Source organism: Vibrio minamisatsumaniensis, from assembly GCF_050337445.1.
GTDB lineage: Bacteria > Pseudomonadota > Gammaproteobacteria > Enterobacterales > Vibrionaceae > Vibrio > Vibrio artabrorum.
Genome location: NZ_JAKJSY010000020.1, coordinates 1 through 21,112 on the forward strand (window position 1 = coordinate 1; position 21,112 = coordinate 21,112).

Annotated in this window: 19 protein-coding genes, 1 other RNA gene and 1 pseudogene; 11 read left to right on the forward strand and 10 right to left on the reverse strand. The window is 43.0% G+C overall.

Features of this window, described 5'->3' with window-relative positions; genetic code table 11:
- The 5 genes from L4B77_RS06005 to radC all read right to left on the reverse strand — a co-directional run.
- Window positions 1–611: transcriptional regulator (locus L4B77_RS06005; RefSeq protein ID WP_429749153.1), on the reverse strand; the 611-nt coding region annotated here is incomplete at its 3' end.
- A gap of 138 nt (window positions 612–749) precedes the next feature.
- Window positions 750–926, reverse strand: a complete 177-nt coding sequence (locus L4B77_RS06010; RefSeq protein ID WP_158104895.1) for a hypothetical protein — start codon at window positions 924–926, stop codon at window positions 750–752.
- Between the two features lie 3 nt (window positions 927–929).
- On the reverse strand, window positions 930–1,373 hold the full coding sequence (locus L4B77_RS06015; protein WP_429749155.1) for a DUF2787 domain-containing protein: 444 nt from the start codon (window positions 1,371–1,373) through the stop codon (window positions 930–932).
- A gap of 49 nt (window positions 1,374–1,422) precedes the next feature.
- A complete protein-coding gene (locus tag L4B77_RS06020) occupies window positions 1,423–1,860 on the reverse strand; it encodes a DUF2787 domain-containing protein (protein ID WP_429749157.1) in 438 nt (145 codons plus the stop codon).
- Window positions 1,857–2,330 (reverse strand): RadC family protein, encoded by a 474-nt coding sequence (gene radC, locus L4B77_RS06025; protein ID WP_429749159.1) that lies wholly within the window; start codon window positions 2,328–2,330, stop codon window positions 1,857–1,859. The genes L4B77_RS06020 and radC overlap by 4 nt, the downstream gene beginning before the upstream one ends.
- 504 nt (window positions 2,331–2,834) lie before the next feature.
- On the opposite strand from radC, the pseudogene L4B77_RS06030 reads away from it, so the two are divergent.
- The 9 genes and pseudogenes from L4B77_RS06030 (at window position 2,835) to L4B77_RS06070 (ending at window position 15,529) form a co-directional block, all read left to right on the forward strand.
- Window positions 2,835–4,072: pseudogene (locus tag L4B77_RS06030) on the forward strand (ISL3-like element ISVa10 family transposase).
- Between the two features lie 24 nt (window positions 4,073–4,096).
- Entirely contained in the window at window positions 4,097–5,614 is a 1,518-nt protein-coding gene (locus L4B77_RS06035) for a TIGR04141 family sporadically distributed protein (RefSeq protein WP_429749161.1), read from the forward strand.
- Between the two features lie 153 nt (window positions 5,615–5,767).
- A complete protein-coding gene (gene mads1 / locus L4B77_RS06040; protein ID WP_102416605.1) occupies window positions 5,768–5,941 on the forward strand; it encodes a methylation-associated defense system helix-turn-helix domain-containing protein MAD1 in 174 nt (57 codons plus the stop codon).
- Window positions 5,941–7,440 (forward strand): type I restriction-modification system subunit M, encoded by a 1,500-nt coding sequence (locus tag L4B77_RS06045; protein ID WP_429749164.1) that lies wholly within the window; start codon window positions 5,941–5,943, stop codon window positions 7,438–7,440. Before mads1 ends, L4B77_RS06045 begins: the two co-directional genes overlap by 1 nt.
- Entirely contained in the window at window positions 7,437–8,921 is a 1,485-nt protein-coding gene (locus L4B77_RS06050) for a type I restriction-modification system subunit M (RefSeq protein WP_429749166.1), read from the forward strand. Before L4B77_RS06045 ends, L4B77_RS06050 begins: the two co-directional genes overlap by 4 nt.
- A complete protein-coding gene (locus L4B77_RS06055; RefSeq protein WP_429749168.1) occupies window positions 8,914–10,086 on the forward strand; it encodes a restriction endonuclease subunit S in 1,173 nt (390 codons plus the stop codon). The genes L4B77_RS06050 and L4B77_RS06055 overlap by 8 nt, the downstream gene beginning before the upstream one ends.
- 3 nt (window positions 10,087–10,089) lie before the next feature.
- Window positions 10,090–13,152: a type I restriction endonuclease subunit R gene (locus tag L4B77_RS06060; protein ID WP_429749170.1), complete on the forward strand. Its 3,063-nt coding sequence runs from the start codon at window positions 10,090–10,092 to the stop codon at window positions 13,150–13,152.
- Complete coding sequence (locus tag L4B77_RS06065; protein ID WP_429749172.1) at window positions 13,152–14,675, forward strand: AAA family ATPase; 1,524 nt, start codon at window positions 13,152–13,154, stop codon at window positions 14,673–14,675. Before L4B77_RS06060 ends, L4B77_RS06065 begins: the two co-directional genes overlap by 1 nt.
- A complete protein-coding gene (locus tag L4B77_RS06070; protein ID WP_429749174.1) occupies window positions 14,672–15,529 on the forward strand; it encodes an HNH endonuclease in 858 nt (285 codons plus the stop codon). The genes L4B77_RS06065 and L4B77_RS06070 overlap by 4 nt, the downstream gene beginning before the upstream one ends.
- 26 nt (window positions 15,530–15,555) lie before the next feature.
- Here L4B77_RS06070 and L4B77_RS06075 read toward each other — a convergent pair whose 3' ends face one another.
- The 3 genes from L4B77_RS06075 to smpB form a co-directional block, all read right to left on the reverse strand.
- Complete coding sequence (locus L4B77_RS06075) at window positions 15,556–16,797, reverse strand: integrase domain-containing protein (protein WP_429749176.1); 1,242 nt, start codon at window positions 16,795–16,797, stop codon at window positions 15,556–15,558.
- 165 nt (window positions 16,798–16,962) lie between these two features.
- Window positions 16,963–17,329: a transfer-messenger RNA gene (ssrA, locus tag L4B77_RS06080) on the reverse strand.
- A gap of 66 nt (window positions 17,330–17,395) precedes the next feature.
- The gene (smpB, locus tag L4B77_RS06085) at window positions 17,396–17,881 is read right to left on the reverse strand and encodes an SsrA-binding protein SmpB (RefSeq protein ID WP_004735156.1); all 486 of its coding nucleotides are present in this window, start codon (window positions 17,879–17,881) and stop codon (window positions 17,396–17,398) included.
- Between the two features lie 119 nt (window positions 17,882–18,000).
- On the opposite strand from smpB, the gene L4B77_RS06090 reads away from it, so the two are divergent.
- Window positions 18,001–18,429 (forward strand): SRPBCC family protein, encoded by a 429-nt coding sequence (locus tag L4B77_RS06090; protein ID WP_017062793.1) that lies wholly within the window; start codon window positions 18,001–18,003, stop codon window positions 18,427–18,429.
- Between the two features lie 3 nt (window positions 18,430–18,432).
- Window positions 18,433–18,744: an RnfH family protein gene (locus L4B77_RS06095; protein ID WP_102312307.1), complete on the forward strand. Its 312-nt coding sequence runs from the start codon at window positions 18,433–18,435 to the stop codon at window positions 18,742–18,744.
- A 153-nt stretch (window positions 18,745–18,897) separates the two neighbouring features.
- On the opposite strand, the gene bamE is transcribed toward L4B77_RS06095, so the two are convergent.
- Together bamE and recN are read right to left on the reverse strand one after the other, a co-directional pair.
- Window positions 18,898–19,257 (reverse strand): outer membrane protein assembly factor BamE, encoded by a 360-nt coding sequence (bamE, locus tag L4B77_RS06100; RefSeq protein ID WP_261839030.1) that lies wholly within the window; start codon window positions 19,255–19,257, stop codon window positions 18,898–18,900.
- A gap of 167 nt (window positions 19,258–19,424) precedes the next feature.
- Window positions 19,425–21,089: a DNA repair protein RecN gene (recN, locus tag L4B77_RS06105; RefSeq protein WP_261839031.1), complete on the reverse strand. Its 1,665-nt coding sequence runs from the start codon at window positions 21,087–21,089 to the stop codon at window positions 19,425–19,427.
- Window positions 21,090–21,112 lie beyond the last annotated feature (23 nt).

Genomic DNA, 21,112 nt, shown 5'->3' on the forward strand with positions numbered 1-21,112 from the left:
GTGTGTTGGCCGGATAATCGAAAGAGCAGCAAGAGCGCGTCACACTGAACCGAGAGTCCCAGTGGCTCAATGAGCGCCTTCTCTTGCTGCAATATTTGGCTCGATATCTTGAGCATACGGTTGTGCAGTAATGCCGTGTGTACCGCATTCAATACTTGCCGTTGCTCGTCACTCCACTCGCGAATGGTGGGCAATGCCACATGTACTTTGGCTAACCATACTTGCTCTTTTGAATGTGCTGAAGCTATACGGGATAAGGGTTTGTCTCTCTCCGAGGAGCAACCTTGCCCATAATTCAGTGCATCAGGAACCAGCGGTAGTAAGTACTTGTTGGTCAGTTGCCAATAGAGCATTTCCTGCTTGTTGAGTTTCAGTAATTGCTCTGAGGTTTTGCGATAAACATGGGGCATGCTCATCGAATCACACTCCACGTTAAACACGTCCACAATGATGTCATCGAGGTAGCGTTTAATGCTGCGCGTGGTGCGGTGGATATCGAGTAGGGCTAACTGCTGCTGCAACTCCCTAACGGTGATCCATCGATGTTGAGGAATAAGCATCAGCGTGTGCAGCAAAGCGGATAACCCTTCAATGCTGGTTTTATTGCTCATGACTACGCTCTCAATACATCAAAGCTCCACACCGGAGTCGGACATTTAATGTCGGGAGAATAGAGGTGGGTCAGACACATAATGTCCAACGGTGAAAACAGCATCAATCAGCATCACTAAAGCGTGAGCCGATTAACATTAACGAGGCTTATGCTTATCACTGAGCTCTGCAATGGCTGCCAATAACCCAATCAACAGTACCACCAGAAACCCTAAAGTGGATAGGGCTCCAATAGCACCGAAGAACGGGGAAAGTGAAAACAGCGTGATGAGGGCAGTGGCAAGTTTGATGATTTGTAAAAGAAGGGAAGTCATGAGTTATTGCGGGGTGAGGGCTATCTCGTTGTAGGAGTCCATATCAACATAGGCAAGAAAGTTATTCTCCCATAGGCGATACAGCTCTTTGGCATCATGGCTACCTTGCATTGGTAGCCAGCCGCGATAAGCCACAAAGAACTGCCCAACTCGAAAATCAAAATCCAAATTGCGCTCTAACTCTGGATAGTAGTTTCCCATATAAGCAAAGTCGGTGATGTACTCAATGCTCCATTCCCCTGTTGAGGTTTGGCAAATCGCCATTTCAACCGGATGAAAGCCGCCTTCTTCCGCGCTGTAACTTTTATCGCGAAAGTTAAACACCAGATAACGGCTGGTGGTCAGTGCTTCATTACTTAGCAAATGAGCGGTGAGTTGCTCACTTAGCAGCTTTTGCAGTTTCTTTGACACAGGTAATAATGATGCTGTGAAGTTTAATTTGGACATAGTGAGTCCTCCTTGTTTCAGGATTCAAATAAGAAAAGAGAGAGTGGATTTAGTTGAACGTGCCGACCATCGTCAGTTGCACGTCATCAAAGACGTTTCTGGAGAGATGACGAGCAAAAGCTTTCATCCATACCGAGAGTAGCTCTTGTACCTCTGGGTGGGATAAATCCGTGCTCCCCACATCGGGTTGATAGCACCAGCGATTAGCTAGGTGAAAGTACAACTCAGGCTCAACGGTTGTGCTGTTGTTATCGGGATAAGAGAAGCTGGCAAAGAACACCACCAGCCAAGGGCTTGAGGCTGACTCACGTTTAAGCTGCACTTCAATGGGATGCAAACCTTGTCTATGTCGGTAGTAACTCATTTGGCGGCAGTTCAGTACGAGTCGCTCTGCGTTGTCCGAGATGTTGTATCTATTCAGAAGTGCTTCCAGTGACGAATGTAACGCATCATCAATGCACAGCTCGCCATAATGTTGTTCAATCATAACCACCCCCTTTCGGCAAACGAGGTGCAGGTATCACCTGTCACGATATGGTCAAGTACGCGAACATCTACCAGCGCTAAAGCATCTTTGAGTCTTTCTGTTATGCGTCTATCGGCTTGAGACGGCGTTGAGTCACCGGATGGATGGTTATGGGCAAATATCACCGCTGCGGCATTCACTTCCAGCACTGCTTTCACCACTTCTCGTGGGTAGACGCTGGCCGCATCCACCGTTCCTTGAAACAGCTCTTTAAACTCAATCAGTCGGTTTTGGTTATCCAGCAACAATAAGGCAAACACTTCACGCTCATGGCTACCTAGCTTATAGCGGACATACTCTTTGGTGGCATCAGGGTTAGTTAGGGCATCACCACGCACGTAGCGTGTTGCCAGTATCTCAGCGGCATGCTCTAGGATTTCATTTTCCTGATAGCGTTGCTGCTTTTGGTAATCGGAAGTTTTGGTATTCATTTCAGGCTCCTCCTGTCGGAATCAATGATGGGGTTTCACATTGATGACATATGCCTGAAGATTTTTGGATTGAACTCAGGAGAAGTATAAGCTCAATTATGCATATTATTTTTTAACGTTAGAGCCTAATACCATGAGACCAAATTGGTTGTTTACACATGTTGAGGAAAAGATAAATCCTTTACTGAGTCGATGGGTGAGAGAAAATCCAATGCTTAAGTTTCAATACTGTGATTTAGGAGCTTGATTTCATACTGCCTTTGAACTCTATTGTTTTTATGTTCTAAAACTAATTAATGATAAGGCTTTAGGGATATGGCTCGAATCACAAAAATTCGCAAGGAAAAGCTATCAATTTATCTCGCACGAGATAGCCATAAACCGATATCAGAGCTCATTAGATTAGAGGCTCTTCTCCGCTTTCATGAGTCTGTATGCACAGGCTCATTCGTCATAATTACATGATTTATAATGCTTATTTTAAAAATAAGTCAGTAGTCTATTTTGTCGTCTTTGTCTTCCTCGTTATTTAGCTTTAAAGGCCAGTGTGTTGAATCTTGTTCAATAGAAGAAATGTCCCAAGGCGTACTCGTTCGCTGTCGTCGAGATCGTAGGTATAAAGTCAAAGAGCCAATATCAGGGACTTCCTGCACCGTCGATCACTACGTTAAAAGACGTCTTCAAGATTTACCTGTGAGTGGGCGACCTTGTACGATTGAGGTTGAGCTGGCTAAAACTAGAGACAAAGAAGGACGACGGTTGATCGAAGAGACTGAATATGTGGCTAAAGGTGGTCGTTATACCGCTCGCTTTTGCAAGTTCATCAGTGGGTTATGTCGCCATATGAGCATACATGCCGTCTCTCAACATTTAGGAATCCGATGGGAAACAGTAAAAAATATCGATAGGGAATACTTGCGTTCAAGCTTACCAGCATTAGACCCCGAGAAACTGAATAACTTGGTTCATATTGGCGTCGATGAAGTTGCCAGAGCCAAGAGACACGATTATATGACGGTTGTTTATGACCTCGTCTCTGGGCATTTAATTTGGGTTGAACATGGCCGAAAAGCAGAAGTTCTGATCTCCTTCTTTGAGCAACTATCAGAAGAAACCAAATCAGGAATCAAAGCAGTATCAATGGATATGGGCCAGTCTTACCAGTCGGCGGTCAGGAAAATGCTTCCCAATGCTGATATTGTTTTTGACCGATTTCATGTCATGCAGAACTACTGCATCTTAATCAAAAAAGAGAGAGCAAAAGCTTTTAGAAATGGCTCTCACGACGAAAAAAAATGTTGAAAGGAACGCTCTTCCTCCTACTGAAAAACGCTCACAAATTGGATGATAGACAGTCTGACAGACTTGATGACTTACTTGAGAGCAACAAGACTTTGTGCGTTGTTTACATGCTCAAAGAGCAGCTACAAGCCATATGGGATGAACCCGATTACGAAACAATGGTGGCAGCTCTAGAAGCTTGGTGTCGTCTTGCCAAATCGACCAGAATACTTTCCTTAATTAATTTTGCCGATGCTTTATTGGAAAGAAAAGTGGGTATTTGTAACTACGGAAAATACAAACTGACTAACGCTCGGGTAGAAGCAGGTAATGTCTCGATTGGCTTACTCAGACGAAGGGCAAGAGGGGTGAGAGATACAGACTATTTCAAATTGAAGATCAGACAAACATCGGTTCCCGATACACACTCAACTTTTTACCCAAATATCAAGCTCACCTAAGCGGAGAAGAGCCGATTAGATAATGTGAAAAGGCCAATTCAGCTAGATTTACCAGATACAGAGTTGGCAGAGCTTTACATTAAAACCCAGCCTCCTAAAACAGTGCCACCTTGGACAAAAATCTTTACTGATAGCAAGCAAGTTGAATCTGAAGAATTTGGTACATCTTCAAACGTCGGAGCTGTACTCGTGGTGATAGTGGCCGGTTCAACTTTCGTATTGTCATTTGGTATGGGGTTTCACCTAATTAAACAAGAGGCTATTGAACGAGATTTTGGGCTGAAGGTGACCTTGAACTCAGTCGATCCAGACAAGCTCAGAAGCCTGGACAAAGCAAGTTATGACCATAACCCTTTAAACTCTAGAACTCAGAGTACTAGAGATGTGGATATATTTAATCTTCACCTCGATTCAGAAAGCGAGATGCTGTACGCCATTACTGGAACTTCTCAAGTTGAGCTATTTGGTAGTCATGTAACTGGTCGTGATGCCTTGACCATTGCAGTCGAAACCGATTTAGCCAATCTTCCTAAAATACTGTTGGAGTCTGTGCAGCGTTATCGAGCAAAACTACCGGCTAAGTTTAGTTGGGTTGAAGACATAAACAGAGTTCGAGATCTCGACGAGGTAGAGGTTCTCGATATGGAATTCGATAATCACTTTGAGTTGGGGCAATACGATGGGTTTTGGCTAGGTGAACCTGAAGTGGTTGATTGGGAGTTTCAAATTGGTTACTCCTTCCATATCTCCCAAAGGGCTGTTCGCCATGTAGTGCTATCTTTAAACGATTACCTTGCTTACTTGGAAGGCGCTGTACCCAGCGTAGAAGCAATGAAACACCATGTTGTTCATGTTAACAATAGTGAATATAAGTCTGTGAAGAGTTGGCCTGTATATCGTTGCTTATACGCAGAAATTAGCTACGGTTCAGACCAGTACATTTTGCGAAACGGCATTTGGTACAAGGTTAATCAAGATTTCGTTACTAGGGTAGATGATTACCTTGCGAGTTTGAATGTTCATCCTTACCAGTTCCCTATTTATAATCATGATAGGGAGGAGGATTACAACCAGTATGTGGCTGCCAATGATTCTAGTTTCTGTCTTATGGACAAGAAAAATATCAAGATTGGAGGTATTTACGACAAATTAGAACATTGTGATCTTATTCGAAATGGTAACGAGTTTATTCATGTGAAGTTGTATCGAAGCTCTAGCACATTGAGTCATCTTTTTTCTCAAGGTTTTGTTGCGGCAGAGGCGTTTATCAAAGACGAATGGTATCGCGAAAGGTTGAATCCTAAGTTACCAGCATCAATCAAGCTTCAAGCGCCAAAAGATAGACCTGATCCTAGCAACTATCATGTGGTCTATGCTATTGCGACAACAAAAAACATTCCTGATGAACTTCCATTTTTTTCCAAAGTAACGTTGAAAAATGCGCTCAAAACACTAGTCGCTCTTGATTACCAGATCTCACTGGCAAAGATAGATGTAGATCCTTTGCTACTAATGAAGAAGAAGTGCAAGCCTAAGCTATAAATAGCAATCTTCTAAAGTCAAATTCACTTAATTGTATATCAATCGCTCGAATGAGTGATAGATGCGATGTTCATCATTGTCGATTCCCCAATTTTCCCATATCCTCTCACCATTAATTCTGATGAATAAAACCAACATGAGATAACACTCTGAATGGTAGACCAAATTTTAACCTTGAAAGAGGTGGCCGCTTACCTAAAGTTGGCCGAAAAAACAGCATATAGATTAGCAAGCGAAGGAAAGCTTCCTGGTTTCAAAGTCGGCGGTTCTTGGCGCTTCAAACGTGAAGACCTTGAGGCGTGGATAGAAGAGAATAAGAGCAAGTAATGACATTAATAAATCTCAAAGACTTAGAAGCGCACCTTTGGCATGCGGCCCACATCATTACGGGTCCAATTGACGCTTCAGACTACAAAACTTATATCTTCCCAATCTTGTTCTTTAAGCGCATTTGTGATGTTTACGATGAAGAGTTCGTAGATGCTATGGAGCAAGTGGGTGATGAAGAGCTTGCGAAAGGCGATATGTTTCACCGCATCCAAATTCCAGCTAATTGCCATTGGAAAGATGTGTTTTCAGAAACCAAGGATATCGGTCAAGCCCTTAAAGACTCATTCCGTGGTATTGAGCTAGAAAACCCACAGCTACATGGCATTTTTGGTGATGCAAGCTGGACCAACAAAGAGCGGCTCTCAGACGAATTGTTATCGACACTACTCAACCACTTCAACAAGGTTAACCTTGGTGTATCAAGTGTACGTAATGATGATATGGGCCGTGCTTACGAATACCTAATTAAGCGTTTTGCCGACAAAGCAAACAAGAAAGCGGGTGAGTTCTACACGCCACGTACTATTGTTCGTCTTATGGTCAATATTCTAGATCCACAAGCGAATGAAAGTGTTTATGACCCGGCTTGTGGTACAGGCGGTATGCTGCTTGAAACCATTCACCATGTTAAAGATAACGGTGGTGATCCACGTCTACTAAAGATCAAAGGCCAAGAGAAGAACCTGACTACCGAAGCGATTGCTCGAATGAACTTGTTCTTACACGGACAAGAAGACTTTGAAATTGTTCGTGGTGATACACTTCGTGATCCTAAGTTTCTGAAAAATGACCAACTAGAAAACTTTGACTGTGTAATCGCAAACCCACCATTTAGTTTAAAAGAGTGGGGTTATGACTATTGGACAAGTGATCCATATGGCCGTGCAAGCTTTGGTTTAGCACCAAAAACCAACGGTGATTTCGCCTGGGTGCAGCATATGTTTGCTTCATTGAATGATGAAGGACGCATGGCGGTAGTGCTGCCGCATGGTGTGCTTTTCCGCGGTGGAGCAGAAGGTAAAATTAGGACCAAGTTATTAAAAGAGAATCGTATCGTGGCGGTAATCGGTGTGGCTTCAAACCTGTTCTACGGTACAGGCATCCCTGCTTGTATTCTAGTTTTGCGTAAAGCAAGACCAGAAGAGCATAAAGGCCATGTGCTGATTGTGAATGCGGAAGAAATCTTTACCAAAGGTCGCGCACAAAACACCTTGTCAGAACTTCAAGCCGATGAGATTTATGACATCTATCAGAACATGCGCACCAAAGGGCCAAAAACAGACGACATTGAAGGTGTCGCACGTTGGGTGCCACATAGCGAGATTGAAGAGAACGACTTCAATTTGAACATTGCTCGTTATGTACAAAAGCCGCTAGAAGAAGAAACCATTACCGTAGAAGAAGCATTGAAAGATTTCCAGCAAAAATTAGCAGCCTTAGAGGCTGCTGAACAAGAGTTAGAAGCCTTGTTAATCAAAGAGGGCTTCGAGCTATGAACAAAAACAAATTAGAAGACCTACTGTGGGGCGCTGCCGAGTTCCTGCGTGGCCAAATTGATGCGTCTGATTACAAACAGTACGTATTCCCACTGTTGTTTTTTAAGCGCCTATCAGATGTATATCTAGAAGAATATAACGAAGCGCTAAAACTGCATGAAGGTGATGCTGAGTACGCTGCGATGTCGATGTACCACCGTTTCGATATTCCAGAAGAAGCGAGTTGGGAGAGAGTTCGCAACACGAGCAAAGACATTGGTGAAGCGATTCAAAATGCTCTGCGTTTGATTGAAGCAAAGAACGAGCGCTTGCACGGTGTATTTGGTGATGCGCAGTGGACCAACAAAGAGCGTTTACCAGATCACTTGCTGTCAGACCTAATTCAGCATTTCAGTAAAATTCCACTAGGCATTAAGTCTGTTGCTCAAGATGACTTGGGTGAGGCGTACGAGTACTTGATCAAAAAGTTTGCGGATGACTCAGGGCATACCGCTGCCGAGTTCTATACCAATCGTACTGTTGTGCATTTAATGACCCGAATCATGAAGCTTAAACCGGGGGAAACTGCGTATGATCCCACCTGTGGTACGGGCGGTATGTTGCTCAATGCGGTGATGGATTTACGCTCGCAAAGACAAGAGTGGCGTGGTGTTCATTTGTATGGACAAGAAGTAAACCTGCTAACGTCTGCTATAGCACGTATGAACATGTTCCTGCACGACATTGAAGAGTTCGATGTTATGCGGGGTGATACCTTAGGTGATCCTAAGTTTATCGAGAACGATCAACTTAAACAGTTCGATGTTATCTTTGCTAACCCTCCGTATTCCATCAAAAAGTGGAACCGTGAAAAGTTTGCTGCTGACCCGTATGGACGCAATATGTACGGCGTGCCGCCGCAAGGTTGTGCTGATTACGGTTTCTATACCCATATCATCAAAAGCTTAAAATTGGATACTGGCCGTGCGGCTATGCTTTGGCCTCACGGTGTTCTGTTCCGTGACTCAGAGCAAGCGATCCGTAAACAAGTGATTGAATCTGACATCATTGAAGCGGTGATAGGGCTTGGCCCAAATTTGTTCTACAACTCGCCTATGGAATCGTGCGTGGTCGTACTTAATTGCAATAAACCAGTTGAGCGCAAAAATAAGATTCTGTTTATCAATGGTGTAGAGCATGTAACCCGCGAGCGAGCCCACAGTCGTTTATCGGATGCTGATTTAGATGTGCTTTGCGAAGCTTATTTCCAACCAGATAACCAATGCGATATTACTGCGCTGGTTGATTTAGACACTATCAGTGAAAACCAATACAACTTATCTATTCCGCTTTATGTGAAGGCCAAGAGTAGTGGGGAAGTACATGATATCGAACATGCTATTGAGTCATGGAAAATGAGCCGAGTACAACTTAAGAAGCAAACCAATAAACTATTTAATAGCCTCGCGAAGTTAGGTTACGAGGTAAAGAGCGATGACTGATAAGCAAACTATAAAATTCGGTGACATCTGTAAAGAAGTAAAGCTGACGACAAAAGATCCTATTGGTGACGGCTATGAGCGTTACATTGGTCTTGAACACTTAGATTCTGGTTCGCTAAAGGTAAAGCGTTGGGGAATGATAGCAGAAGATTCACCTAGCTTTACGCGTGTGTTTAAAAAAGGTCAGCTCTTGTTTGGTAAACGTCGTCCTTATCTCAAAAAGGCGGCTATTGCTGAGTTTGATGGAATTTGTTCAGGTGACATTATAGTTATGGAGCCAATCTCAGATAGCCATTCTGATATATTAAATTTGATATTGACATCAAATAAATTTTGGAACTGGGCCATCAAGAATTCTTCTGGCTCACTGTCCCCTAGAACTAAGTTTAAGTCTATTGCTGAACTTGAGTTAGAGTTGCCGAATGTTCAGGACATTAAAAGTATTTGCACAACTTTTAATAAGATTCTTGAAATGATGCAATTTTCTGATGACGCTTATCTGTCGGCTGTCGAATTGCGACAAAGTACAAGAGCTAAGCTTTTGTACAATGGTCGAGAAGGTAATAATTTGATTAAAAGTCATTGGGGAGCTATTCCAAACGGATGGAAATTTTTGCCTTTCACTAAAGTGGTAGAAATAAATCCTGCTTACAAAGTGTCATCTGAAATTGTGAAGTTTTGTGAAATGTCACAGGTCGCAACTGATTCCAGATTTATTTCTGGAGATTTAGATAGTCGTTCTTCTAGGGGGGGAGGGGCTCGATATAAAAACGGCGATCTACTATTTGCTCGCATAACACCATGTGCTGAAAATGGTAAAATGACGATAGTTGATTTTCTAGATGATGATGAGGTAGGGAAAGGGTCTACGGAGTTTATAGTCCTATCACCTAAAATGGTAAGTCCATTTTACTTATATAGCTTATGTCGAACAGCAAGAATCAGAGAATATGCAATAGCTAGAATGGAAGGCTCCACTGGTAGACAAAGGATTCCTGCTTACATATTTGACAGTTTGATGGTTCCTATCCCACCAGAAAATGAGCGCATCGAAATAGAAAGGTGTTTATTACGGATAGAAGAGCAAGTTGAATTAGCACTTTTAAAAAAAGCTGCAATAAATAATTTAATGTCAACATACTCAGATCATCTACTAGGGGAGTAGTAAATGTTTAACGAACAAACTGTCACAGAAAATGGAATCATTGACCGTTTAAAAGGCTTAAACGGAGTAAAGTGGAATTATTGCCATGGTGAAAGCTTACCTAAGCAAACTCACGATGTTTTCGTCGATAGTTGGCTTAAAGACGCGCTTTGTTCGTTAAACCCTGAAATCACTAAAACCCCCGATTATGCCGATGAAGTGATATACAAACTTCGTGGCTTGATGTTGGAAGCCAAGCACACGGGCTTGGTGAAAGCGAACGAGAATTTTCATGAATGGTTGATGGCAGAGAAAAGCCTACCGTTTGGCGAGAACGGCGACCATATTACTATCAAGCTAATTGACTTTGATACCCCTGAAAACAACCACTTTGTTGTTTCTCAACAGGTTCACTTCATTGCAGCGACAGAGGTGTTCTTCGATATCGTTCTTTACGTGAACGGTATCCCGCTGGTGGTGGGGGAAGTAAAATCCGCTACTCGTCCAAGTGTGACTTGGCAAGATGGCGCTGCTGATTTTATGGGCGGCCAAAAGCACTATTGGAAAAATGTTGAGCCTTTCTTCGTGCCAAATCTTCTATGCTTTGCTTCTGAAGGTCGCACCTTTGCCTATGGTGCAATCAATGCGCGAGTTAAAGATTGGGGCCCATGGCATAAAACCGAACGGCGAGATGAGATTCCAGCTAGCTTAGCCACAGTGCTTGATAGTTGTGAAGGCTTGTTGAACCCAGAAACCTTGCTGCAAATGCTAGAGTCTTTCGCACTGTTTTCAACGGTGAAGACAGGTAAAGACACACCACCTAAACGTATTAAAATTTTACCGCGTTACCCTCAATTTGAAGCCGCAAAACAAATTGTTGAACGTGTAAAAAAAGGTTATCCGAAAAAAGGACTTATCTGGCACTTCCAAGGCTCAGGTAAGTCTTTGCTTATGCTCTATGCCGCTCGCATGCTCCGGGCTGATAACAAATTGAAAAACCCGACGGTTTTGATTGTGGTTGATCGTCGAGATCTCGATAGCCAAATCAATGAAACCTTCGGTGGGGCAGATGTTAAAAACCTCATCAAAGTACAAAGCTGTAGAAAGCTTGGTGAGCACATAGAACAAGATAGTCGCGGCATTTTGATCACCACAGTCTTCAAGTTTAAAGATGTCGAAATTGATGAAAAAAATGAAAATGGCCTAAACAGTCGTGACAACATTATCGTGCTGGTGGATGAAGCGCACCGCACTCAAGAGGGTTCTCTTGGCGACAAAATGCGCTGGGCGCTACCTCATGCTCACTTCTATGGCTTAACAGGTACGCCGATTTCTGGTATTGACCGCAATACTTTCAAACTCTTTGGTGCTGAAGAGGATGAAGGGCGTTATATGAACCGCTACAGCTATAAGCAATCCATACGAGATAAGGCGACCAATGCAGTGAAGTTTGAGCCTCGTTTGGCTGAGCTTCGTGTAGATCGTGCAGCGATTGATGAAGCCTTTGAACAAATGGTCAAAGATAACGACCTAGACGATGATGAGAAAATGGCATTATCTAAACGTGCTGGCCGCTTAGCGATTATGCTGAAGGCGCCAAAACGCATGGCGGCGGTAAGTGAAGATATTGCAAATCACTTTGTAAGCCATGTAAAGCCAAAGCAGATGAAAGGCATGGTAGTGGTCTATGACCGAGATGCCTGTGTTCAGATGTATTACTTACTTGGTAAGAAACTAGGCTTTGATGCGGTAGAAGTGGTCATGAACGTCGACCAAGCACCAATCAAAGATGAAGATGAGAGTAAGAAAGGGAAGGTCAATAAAGACTGGCGTAAATGGAAGCAAGATCTTGAGCTTCCTATCATCGAGTCGGACTTTGAACGTTGGCAAGAGATTGATGGTAATGACCAAAAGCAGAAGAGCCTGATTGAGGATTACAAAGATCCAAAACAACCACTTCAATTGCTGATTGTGACCGCAAAACTGTTGACTGGCTTTGATGCGCCTATTTGTTACTGCATGTACTTAGATAAGCCATTACGTGACCATACCTTGTTGCAAGCAATGTGTCGTACTAACCGTTTGTACGAGGCGGATAATGTTAGTAAGCAAATGGGCCTCATCATTGATTACCTAGGTGTGTTCGAGAACCTACGTACCGCACTCGCATACGACCCTGAAGAGATCGACGGTGTTGTAGAAGGTATCGAGGCTTTTAAAGAGCTACTGCCAACTCAACTAGACAAGTGCTTAAGCTTCTTCCCTAACGTCGATAGAGCTTTAGAAGGCTTTGAAGGCATCATGGCTGCTCAAGCTTGTTTACCGACTAATGAAAAGCGCGACGAGTTTGCCGCGTCTTTTGGTGTATTAGCTAAGCTCTGGTCTGCGATTAACCCAGATGCTTTCTTAATGCCTTACCGAGCTGATTATAAGTGGTTGGTACAAATCTATGAATCAGTTCGTCCAGTAGGGCAGACAGGCTCTCTCGTTTGGGCTGCATTAGGTCCAGAAACAATCAAGATGATCCATGAGCACACAGACATCAACCGCATTCGAGATGACATTGATGAGTTAGTCATGGATGAACACGCTATATTTACGCTTACCGAAAAAGAGCAAGAGAAGCGAGCAAGTCAATTAGAAATCGATTTAATGGGTCGTTTACGCGAGAGCGGAAATCCACAGTTCGTAGCACTTGGTGAGAGACTAGAAAAGCTTCGTCAGGATTATGAAGCTGGCGTAATCAAAGCTATCGACTGGCTGAAAGGGTTGCTTGATACTGCCAAAGATACGGTACAAGCGGAACGTGAAACGGGCGATTCACCAGTAACCCAAGAAGATAACAAACAAGCATTGACCAAACTGTTTTTAGAAACTCGCCCCGAAAGCACCCCTAAGCTAATCGGCGATGTAGTAGAGCAGATAGACAAGATTGTAAAAGCCAAACGCTTTAAAGGCTGGCAGAGCTCGAACAGTGGCCCAAGAGAGATTCAAAAGGCACTGCTACTGACACTTGCACAGTTTGGATTAGGAAAAGACAAAGAGCTGTTCGCTAAGGCGTATGGTTATATCGAAGAGCACTATTGATGAATTATTACATCTTATTTGGACAAGAGACTGTTCCACATAGTGGTGTTAGCTCGGTTTATCTAACACCTATCAAAAATGAAATGTCTTCTTTTGATACATTGTTTAATGTAAGCCTTCACGATGACAAAGGGTTGTATAGAGAACTTGGCCTTGTAAAAATCGGTGTTGTAAATCAATTCGTCAAAGAGAAGCTCTCAGAGAGTCTCTCACCTTGTTTTGAAAGATTACCTAATGACTATTTTTCATTAGGTATAGATGTTGAATATTACTCGAAGCTAGCGCAGTTACCTAGTTCGCTTCGTTTTAGTATATTGAAAAACCTCAATGATGTTGTGTATTCATCAGAGCATTTAGAATTAGCTCAGAAAGAAACTGTTTTTAAAACTGACTTTTTGGCTAGTGTAAGTTTGTCCAGCATTAAGGGGCAGTTTTCTCGAGTTCTTAAGGGGGGCGTGCTTCTTACAGATTACAGTTTCAGTTTTATTCGTTCAACTGATGGTCTTTTCTCCGCAATTGATCTGGGGTTTGAGGTTAAAGCCAGTTCTGTGCCTAGTACAAATATTCATGCTGTTATTGGAAGAAATGGTGTCGGAAAAACGACATTGTTGAATGGAATGGTTCAAGGTGGACTAGGAATCAATAATGAACTCGGCTTTTTTATTGACCCAAGCACTGGGGAAGCTTTCGAGCAAAATTACTTCTCTTGTATAGTGTCAGTGTCGTTTAGCGCGTTTGATACATTTACTCCACCAGAAGAACAGCAAGACCCAAGTAAAGGGATTCGGTATTACTATGTTGGCTTAAAAAGTCAGAAGCAAGGTGATAACAGGCTTAAAACCCGGACTGAGATGGACGTTGATTTCAATCGGTCATTTGCTTTATGTCTAGGTGAGAAAGAAAAAAAGGTTCGACTTTTCAAGGCAATAAAAACTCTGGAGTCAGATGAGAACTTTGCTGAAATGAACATCCGTCGATTCGAGTTAGAACCAACTTCGATCGCCAAAAAAGGTATTTGGGAAGCTATGACATCTATGAGTTCTGGTCATGCTGTGGTTTTGCAAACCTTGACGCGTTTAGTTGCATCTGTCGAAGAAAAGACGTTAGTTCTAATAGACGAACCAGAAAGTCACTTACACCCGCCGTTATTATCTGCATTTATTCGAGCTTTGAGCGAGCTACTTCATGATAGAAATGGAGTGGCGGTCATCGCAACCCATTCTCCTGTGGTATTGCAAGAAGTTCCGAAATCGTGTGTATGGAAGGTGCTGAAATCTGGAGATGTTACAAAAGTACTTCGCCCTGAGATCGAAACTTTTGGAGAAAATGTAGGCATTTTGACAAGAGAAGTTTTTGGCCTGGAGGTAACGAAATCTGGTTTTCACAAGCTTTTATCTGAATCTGTTGATGATGGCTTTACTTATGACGAGATTCTAAATCAGTACAATAATCAGCTTGGTTTTGAGGCAAGAGCTATCTTGAAAGCGCTTCTTTTGCATAAAGAGAAGGCCGATATTAAATGATTAGACTCTCACCACCAAAACACAGCATAAGTGATGCTATTCAATTATGCTCGGATGGGATCTCAAAGGAGAACTTGAGGGACAGAATTAATCAAGGAAGCGGCATAATACGTGAATCTGCGGCAGACTATTCTGTTAAAGCTGAAGTTGGAGAGCTTTTTAAAATTGACCCTATTGGAGATGATGAAGAGTCGGTTGTTAATTCTGGTATTTCAAAGAGGGAATTTGTAAATCTATATGAGTATTATTTCAGGAATGCTAATAAACCTGGAAGGGAGATTTATGATGCACTAATGCTCTCTGCCAATGAATGTTGTCCTTTTTGTGGTGGCCTCGGTAGGCCGAAGAATCTCGACCATTATTTACCCAAAGCTCATTTTCCTCAGTTTTCTATCTTACCTTTAAATCTCCTCCCTTCTTGTAGGGACTGTAATATGGATGGTAAGGGTGAGCATTATGCGACTGTTTATCATGAGCAGATAATTCACCCTTACTTAGACAAACAGTGTTTTTTTCAGGAACAGTGGGTTTTCGCAAAAGTATTACCAGGTGCGCCGTGTACGTTAGATTTTTATGTATCTACTCCAGAAGAGTGGGAAGCCAATGACAAACTTAGAGCTACCCAGCATTTTAAAGATTTCGATTTATCTAAACGTTACAGTATTCAGGCTACGAATCTTATAGCTACTGTAGTTCATATGCGACGTACATTTATGAATGGTACTACGGCAGAAGAGTTTAAAGAATTTCTTTTATCTTATAGTAACCCCTCTTTTTTCATAAACCATTGGCAGGTTGTTGCTTCACAGGCTTTGGCAAATAGTGATTGGTTTTGTGCAGAAGGGCACCTATAGATTGAGTTGGTAAGAAATTCATATATTTAGCTAATTACTTTCAACTGTTTTGTTCCTGTGACCGAAAGACTACCTTTAGAGGCCTCTTCTATATGCCCGCTCCACCAGCTCATCATAGGGCGGCGGCGTTCAAGGTAGTCAGTACGGTTATAGGCGCTACGCACTTGGTTATCATCAACGTGTGCCAGTGACGCTTCGATCAAGTCACGGTCAAAACCTTGTTCATTGAGTGTAGTACTTGCGAGAGACCGCAGACCGTGGCTAACCAATCTTCCCGCAAAACCCATACGTTTCAGAGCCATATTTGCCGTTTGGCTGTTACATGGTTTCTTCGGATCGCGATCTGAAGGAAATATGTATTCACGGTGGCCGCTTATCGGCTTAATTACTTCTAATAGCGCCAGCATCTGCTCTGTGAGCGGGATGCGGTGCTCTCTTCTTTTTTTCATTCTTTCGGCTGGAATGGTCCATATTTTTTCTTCCCACTCAATCTCATCCCATCTAGCGCCTGCGGCTTCAGAAGGACGAGTCATAGTGTGTAGTTGCCACTCGATTAAACAACGAGTAGTACGCTTTATACTGGCATTGGCGATAGCTCCCATGAGCTCTGGTAACTCATTTGGTGCTAGTGCTGCCATGTTTTCTTTTTTGGGCTTTTTGAAAGCGGCTCGAATACCTGTTAATGGATTAGCTTTTACAAGACCACAGTTTGCCGCGTAGTTCATTATTTCGTTTAAGCGTTGAGATAAGCGTTTAACCGTCTCTAGGCTGCCTTTTGCTTCGATAGGTCTAAGTAGATCAATAACGAGTGGGGCATCGATATCTTTTACTGGCGTATTCGCTATTTGCGGAAATACATGAAGTTCTAGTGAGCGCCAGATATCGACAGCATAGTCTGGAGTGACTTCATGCTTTTTGAGGTTGAACCAATCTTCAGAGACTTTAGCAAAGGTATGTTCGTAGATTTCTTTGTGAACGAGTTCTTGGCGTTTTCGTTCTTCTTGAGGATCAATCCCCTGAGCTAGTAGCTCTCTGGCTGCCATTGCATTTTTACGAGCATTGGCAAGAGATAAATCTGGATATCTACCTAGGCTAAGGTTTGCTCGTTTTCCTGTAATGGGTTTGTAGTAGTTAAAGATCCACTGTTTTGAACCGTTAGGCTTGATACGTAATCGAAGGCCATCACCATCAAACAAGTTGTATTCTTTATCCTTGGGCTTCGCTGATTTGATATCTTTGTCTGTTAGACGAGTAGTTATTTTTGCCATGTTGGGTACACCAGATTAACTCATTAAAACCAGTGTACCCTGTTGTGTACCCAAAGATCAAAGAAGTAGTGAGACGTCCTTGGATGCTAATGGATGCTAAGTTATTGATTTTTGGTTGTTACAGGCAAGAAAAAAGACGCCCTAGGACGTCTTTAAACTATGAATTGGTGGAGCTGGCGGGAGTTGAACCCGCGTCCAAAAATCATTCATCATTGGTACTACATGCTTAGTCGATCTTTAATTTCACCAGCAACCTGCGAACCGACACGCTAGTTAAAGGCTAACCTGAATTATAATTCGCGCTTTTCCTCTCAGGTGGGAGAATCCGCGCTAGCTAGTTTGGGTTTGATCTCTTATTGGTCCCCGTCTTACGAGCGGAAGCTAGGGTAAGAGAGCTCTGAGCAGGTTATTAAGCTGCTAGTGCGTAGTTTTCGTCGTTTGCGACTATTTTTTTGCGGCTTTTAACGTGGCCAACCGCCCCACGGCATGCACCTCAGACTTCAAAATTCCTGTCGAATCCTAAATCAGCCCCAAGTGTTATTTGCATAGTACCAGAAAAGCATTGCCTGTCTAGCACTGTGCGTTTAAGTGCTTAAAATTAGCGCAAATTACTCTTCATAATTCGTGCTTTATCTCTCGCCCAATCTTTTTCTTTCATATCAGTACGTTTATCGTGCAGCTTTTTACCTTTCGCTACGCCAACTTTAATCTTAGCCCAAGAGCGAGACCAGTATAGTGCGGTTGCGACAAGTGTCATGCCTTCACGGTTAATACGACCGATCAGGTTATCGAGTTCTTTTCTCGACATCAGTAATTTACGGATACGTGTTGGGTTCGCCACGATATGAGTACTCGCTTGAGTCAGCGGAGTGATCGTCATACCACTAATGAAAGCTTCACCATCTCGGATGTAGACGTAGCTTTCTGCGATGTTGGTTTTGCCTTCACGTAGGGATTTGACTTCCCAGCCTTGTAGCTCAAGCCCCGCTTCTATCTCATCATCGATGAAATATTCGTGGCGAGCTTTCTTATTAAGCGCAATGGTATTGCTACCGGCTTTTGATTTTGATTTATTCTTTGCCATAATGGCCCCATTATACGGATTGCACCCTAATTGGGGAATCCTTTTTATTTGCGCTCTAGCCCAATACAATTAAAATTGCAGTTTGTGTTAATGTAACGCTGTCTTTAACAGGAGTCTATATGCCAAAGGTTACTCGTTCAGCATTAGTGTCTTTTAGTGCCGACCAGATGTTCAGCTTGGTCAATGATGTTGCTCGTTATCCTGAGTTTTTGCCAGGGTGTTCTGGTTCTCGTGTGATCGAATCTTCAGATTCCGCGATGGTGGCTTCGGTTGATGTCTCTAAAGCGGGGATCAGCAAAACATTCACCACGTCGAATCGCATGGCGGATGGCGCCGAGATTTTAATGGAGCTGGTGGACGGCCCGTTTAAAAAGTTGCAGGGGGGGTGGTATTTTACTCCACTCGACGAGCAAGCGTGTAAGGTTGAACTTAAGTTGGAGTTTGAATTCTCTAGCCGTATGATTGAAATGGCATTTGGTAAGATTTTTAATGAGCTGACAAGCAATATGGTCAGTGCTTTTACTCAACGAGCAAAACAGGTTTATTAAACCATGACGATTGAATCGGATATGATCCACGTAGAGGTGGTGTTTGCGCTTCCCCATGAGCAGCGTGTATTTACCTTAGTGGTGAACAAGAACGCAACCGTTGAAGAGATTATTGCGCAGTCTGGTGTCTTAGAGTTGTATCCAGAGATCGACTTAACGAAAAACAAGGTTGGCGTATTTAGCCGCAATGTTAAGCTAGATGCGACGGTTCGTGATAAAGATCGTATCGAAATTTATCGCGCACTATTGGCTGATCCTAAAGAGATTCGCCGTAAGCGGGCTGAACAAGCCAAAGCGGCCGCAGCTAAATCGTGATACCAAACAAATTTGAGTAACAAGAGAGCTCGCGACATCGGCGAGCTTTTTTGTGCTTAGGCGATAAAGATTAACGTGTATGCTGATATGAAAAAGCCTGTTCAATGTGAACAGGCTTTTGCGATTCTTGCTTGAGGGCTTTGTTTACTCAAGCTAGCGAAGGCTTTCGAAGAACTCATCACTGGCTTTAAAATCGCCATTGATCGTGACTAAGGTACCCGCAGCACTAAACTTAACGACGAGGTTTTTCTGAATAGGGTCTTCATGGCCTTTGGTGTGGTGATAAATGTAGTACCACGTATCTGGGTAGCCATTTTCGATAAGCATAGGTGAGCCCATAACGTAACGAACTTGGGTTTTTGTCATGCCAAACTTGAGCTGATCGACCGCTTCTTGTTCAACGTAGTTACCCTGATTGATGTCAATTCGATAAACCAACTTCTCTAGTACAGAGCAACCGGTCAACATTGTTAGTGCAAGTGGAACTGCAACTAACCACTTTTTAATTCGCATAGTCTGAGATCTTTCTTCGCTAAAATACTGCCTGATAATAAACAAGCTCCAGCAAGAAGTAAAAAGCTCCTTGCGCTTTGAGCTTGTTATGACTGGCAATTTTGAATTAAGTTGCAAAATTGCCAATATTTTTCGGTAAATTATCAGAAAGTTGCTGAAGATGTAACCTAAGCGGCGATGAGTAACTCTTTTGCATTGGCGAGTGTCGACTCAGTGATCTGGCTGCCACCAAGCAGACGAGCAAGTTCTGAAATGCGTTGTTGCTCATCCAAGGTGTGCATTTGGGTCTCTGTTTTGCCTGATTTCGTGTTCTTAGCAACGAACAGTTGTTGATGCCCACAACCGGCCACTTGAGGTAGGTGGGTCACACACATCACTTGGGTCGATTCACCCAGTGTGCGCAGCATTTTCCCAACAACCGCAGCGGTTGGCCCGCTGATACCCACATCGACTTCATCGAAAATCAAGCTTGGTGTATCGACTTTTTGTGCCGTGATCACCTGAATCGCCAGTGAGATTCGTGATAACTCACCACCAGAAGCTACTTTGGCAATTGGCTGCATTGGTTGGCCTGGGTTGGTCGAAACAATGAAGGTCACGTTATCCATACCCAATGGCGATGGGTGGGTGTTGGTGTTGTTCACTTCTATTGCAAACTGCGCTTTTTCCATGCTGAGTTCGTGCATGCTTTGTGTGATCAGTTTGTTGAGCTCTTTGGCGTAACGAACGCGAGACTTGTGCAGTTTCTCTGATTTAGCAACGAACGATTGGTATTGGTGCTCAACATCGTTGGCTAATTCTTCTAGCTTTTCATCTGAGCAATCCAGTGCTTCAACTTGTTGCAATAAGTCTTGATGGTGCTTATATAACTCTTCTGGCAACACATGATGCTTGCGAGACATTGACATCACTTTTGAAAAGCGCTCTTCAACGTAAGCCATACGGCCAGGATCGACATCGATGCTGTCTAGGTAAGATCTTAATTCGTTATTGGTCTCTTCAATCTGAATGATGGCTTCAGAGAGCAGATTTGGCAGTTCAGCCAGTCTTTCATCAAGATCCGCTAACTGAATTAAGGCGTTATTGGCCGATTGCAAAATACCAAGCGCATTAACTTCTTCACCTTCATAAATAAGCTCGATAGCTTGTTGGCAGGTTGTGGCCAGCTCTCCGCTATTGGAGAGGCGCTTATGCTCTTGTTCGAGGTCTTCATATTCTTCCTCCCCAATAGATAGCTCATTTAACTCTTTGATTTGGTACTCAAGTAGTTGTTTTTGAGCTTGGTTTTGCTGGCTATTTTCACGTAACTCTTTTAAGTGGTTATCCGCTTGTCGCCATGCTTGGTAGGCATGACGAGTCGATTTTAATAGGTTCAAGTGGCCTGCGTATTGGTCAAGCATCGCCATTTGATAATCACTTTTCATTAATTGATGGTGCGCGTGTTGACCATGAATGTTGATCAACAGCTGACCCAGAGACTTCAATTGTGAAAGAGGGACAGGACTGCCGTTGATGAATGCGCGAGAACGACCTTCTTTAGAGATGGTTCTGCGTAATATGCATTCACCGCCATCCAGCAGTTCATTATCCTCTAACCAGCGGGTAGCATGCAGATTGTTCTCAAGTAAAAAAGCGGCACTGACTTCGGTTTTTTGTTCACCTTGTCGAACCATTCCTGCATCGGATCTTCCTCCAAGACATAAACCTAATGCATCGATAGCGATAGATTTACCCGCCCCCGTTTCACCGGTGATTGTTGTCATGCCTTTAGAGAGTTCTAGCTGTAAAGACTTAACAATAGCGAAATTATTAACACTTAAATGAGCCAGCATTTTTTATTTACCTGTATAACTGA

Coding starts and splice junctions, on each gene's coding strand:
- L4B77_RS06010 (WP_158104895.1), bottom strand. CDS start 926: ATGACTTCCCTTCTTTTACAAATCATCAAACTTGCCACTGCCCTCATC.
- L4B77_RS06015 (WP_429749155.1), bottom strand. CDS start 1,373: ATGTCCAAATTAAACTTCACAGCATCATTATTACCTGTGTCAAAGAAA.
- L4B77_RS06020 (WP_429749157.1), bottom strand. CDS start 1,860: ATGATTGAACAACATTATGGCGAGCTGTGCATTGATGATGCGTTACAT.
- radC (WP_429749159.1), bottom strand. CDS start 2,330: ATGAATACCAAAACTTCCGATTACCAAAAGCAGCAACGCTATCAGGAA.
- mads1 (WP_102416605.1), top strand. CDS start 5,768: ATGGTAGACCAAATTTTAACCTTGAAAGAGGTGGCCGCTTACCTAAAG.
- L4B77_RS06045 (WP_429749164.1), top strand. CDS start 5,941: ATGACATTAATAAATCTCAAAGACTTAGAAGCGCACCTTTGGCATGCG.
- L4B77_RS06050 (WP_429749166.1), top strand. CDS start 7,437: ATGAACAAAAACAAATTAGAAGACCTACTGTGGGGCGCTGCCGAGTTC.
- L4B77_RS06055 (WP_429749168.1), top strand. CDS start 8,914: ATGACTGATAAGCAAACTATAAAATTCGGTGACATCTGTAAAGAAGTA.
- L4B77_RS06060 (WP_429749170.1), top strand. CDS start 10,090: ATGTTTAACGAACAAACTGTCACAGAAAATGGAATCATTGACCGTTTA.
- L4B77_RS06065 (WP_429749172.1), top strand. CDS start 13,152: ATGAATTATTACATCTTATTTGGACAAGAGACTGTTCCACATAGTGGT.
- L4B77_RS06070 (WP_429749174.1), top strand. CDS start 14,672: ATGATTAGACTCTCACCACCAAAACACAGCATAAGTGATGCTATTCAA.
- L4B77_RS06075 (WP_429749176.1), bottom strand. CDS start 16,797: ATGGCAAAAATAACTACTCGTCTAACAGACAAAGATATCAAATCAGCG.
- smpB (WP_004735156.1), bottom strand. CDS start 17,881: ATGGCAAAGAATAAATCAAAATCAAAAGCCGGTAGCAATACCATTGCG.
- L4B77_RS06090 (WP_017062793.1), top strand. CDS start 18,001: ATGCCAAAGGTTACTCGTTCAGCATTAGTGTCTTTTAGTGCCGACCAG.
- L4B77_RS06095 (WP_102312307.1), top strand. CDS start 18,433: ATGACGATTGAATCGGATATGATCCACGTAGAGGTGGTGTTTGCGCTT.
- bamE (WP_261839030.1), bottom strand. CDS start 19,257: ATGCGAATTAAAAAGTGGTTAGTTGCAGTTCCACTTGCACTAACAATG.
- recN (WP_261839031.1), bottom strand. CDS start 21,089: ATGCTGGCTCATTTAAGTGTTAATAATTTCGCTATTGTTAAGTCTTTA.